1 protein-coding gene is annotated in these 2325 nt (G+C 75.4%); it reads right to left on the bottom strand.

Annotated elements, in window-relative coordinates; all coding sequences use genetic code 11:
- Window positions 1-2325, bottom strand: a 2325-nt coding sequence (locus ACFQ4O_RS16980) for a UvrD-helicase domain-containing protein (protein WP_378777481.1), incomplete at both ends; no start/stop codon positions are given.

Genomic DNA, 2325 nt, shown 5'->3' on the forward strand with positions numbered 1-2325 from the left:
CCGCGGCGGCGCGCAGCCAGTGCGGGACAGGCGAAGCGGCGGCGTCCGCAGGCGGAGGCGGCTCGGCCGCGGTCGGAGAGGGTTCGGCCGGCGCGCCGAGGCGCAGGCGCAGCAGAGGCTGGTCCTGCCCCACATCCACCGCCTCGACGCTCTCCGAGCCGATCAACCCGGCGTGGATCAGGTCGTACCACGCGCCATCCGGCCGCTTGCGCCCGCTGTCGTGGCCGCAGGCCACCAGCCGGTCGCGGGCGCGCGTCATGGCCACGTAGAGCAGGCGTCTATGCTCGGCCTCCGCGCCTTGCGCGACCTGCGCGCGGGCGGCGGCGAGAGCGGGGGGATCGTCAGCCTTCGGCCCGGCCCAGACCGGGATCGGCGCTGCGCCATGGCCGGCGGCGGAGCGTGGAACCTCGAGCAGCGCGGAGCCGCGCCCGGACGACGCGCCGCCGCAGGTGTCGGCCAGCACCACCATGTCGGCTTCGAGCCCCTTGGCGCCGTGCACGGTCATCACCCGCACCTCACCGGCGGAGACGTCGAGGTCGCGCTTGATCTCGGCGGGGGCGGCCCGCATCCAGACGAGGAAGCCGGCGAGCGTCGGGGGATGGGCGCGCACATAGTCCTGCGCCAGATCGAGAAAGGCGTCGAGCGGATCGTCCGCCTCGTGGCCGAGCCGGGAGCGGAAGGCCCGCCGCCCGCCGCCCGCCGCCAGCAGGTCGGCGAAGAAGGCGAAGGGATCGCGCCGCGCGGCGGAGGCGGCGAGGCGCGTCAGCCGCTCATGGGCGGCGCGGGCCTGGGGCGGCCCGTCCGCCAGCGCGTCGAGCAGCCGGCCGGCGCGATGGGGCGCGATGGCGATCAGGTCATCGTCGTCGAGCCCGAACAGCGGGCTCTTGAGCGCGCAGGCGAGCGCCAGATCGTCCTCGGGCGTCACCAGCGCGTCGCCGAGCGCCAGCAGGTCCATGACGGCGATGTGCTCGCCCACGATCAGCCGGTCCGCGCCCGCCACCGGCACGCCCCGGCTTTTCAGCGCGCGCAGGATGGCCTCGAACAGCGCCTTGCGCTGGCGCACCAGCACCAGAACCTCCCCCGGCGGGGTCTCGCCGGCGTCGATCGCGCGGCGGATCTCGGCCGCGACGGATTCCGCGAGCCGCACCACCGCGCTGCGGGGCTGGGCGGCGTCGAAGGGGGCGTCCCACGCCTCCTCGGCCCGCTCGGCCTTGAGCGCGGGGGTGAGCGGCCACAGCTCCACCACGCCCGGCGCGTCGGCGCGGGCGGTGGAATGGCTGGTGGCGACCGTCTCGTCGGAGCTCAGGCCCTCATGGGCTTCGGGCCGCGCGAACACATGGTCGACGGCGGCGAGAACCGCGCGGGTGGAGCGGAAGCTCTCCGTCAACCGCACGTCCGCGAAGGCGCGGCCGGCGGCCTCGTGGCCGCGCATGTAATCGCGCCGGGAGCGGCCGAACTCCTTGGGCTCGGCGCCCTGGAACGAGAAGATGGACTGCTTTTCGTCGCCCACCGCGAACACGGTGCGGGCGTCGGCGCCGCGCGCTCCTTCGCCGGCTAAGAACTCCTCCGTCAGCTTGCGCACGATCTCCCACTGGCGGGGCGAGGTGTCCTGCGCCTCGTCCACCAGCACATGGTCGAGCCCGCCGTCGAGCTTGTAGAGCACCCAGGACGAGGCGGTGCGGGAGAGCAGCGCGTGGGTGCGGTCGATCAGGTCGTCGTAGTCCAGCAGCGCCTCGGCGGATTTGGCGCGGGCGTACGCGGCCGCCGTGGCGCGGGCGAGCGTGAGCAGCGCGCGCGTGCGGGCGACGATCGCCGCCGCCGCGATCTTCGGCAGCAGGCCCGTCAGACGCTCCATCTCGGCGTCGAGCTTCGCCGCCACGTCCCCGTGGGCGGCGCGGGTCGCCTTGGTCACGAAGCTCCTGGGCGAGCGCGGCTGGCCTTTGTCGGTCAGGAACACGCCGAGATAGGCCGCGCGGCGGGTCGCCTCGTCCCTGGCCGCGACGGCGTCGAACAGGCTGTCGGCGAGCTTGCGGTCGGAGACGGAGCCCTCCGACAGCGCGCCGGCGAGCCCCGGCCACAGCGCGGCGTCGAGCCCGCCGCCCAGCACGGACGCGAGCAGAGCCTCGTGATCGTCGCCGGGAGCGAGGTCGAACAGGGTCGCGAGTTCGGCCGCCGCCTCGTCCGGGCCGCCGGTCTCCTCGAACAGGCGGCGCAGCGTCTCGCGCTCGCCCACCGCCTCCGCCACCGCGTCGTCGATCACGTTCGGCGCGTGGCGCGGGGTGAGCGCGGCGAAGGCCCGGCCCACCGGCCCGTCCGGCCGGCGCG

Source organism: Methylopila musalis (assembly GCF_042679725.1).
Classification (GTDB): domain Bacteria; phylum Pseudomonadota; class Alphaproteobacteria; order Rhizobiales; family Methylopilaceae; genus Methylopila; species Methylopila musalis.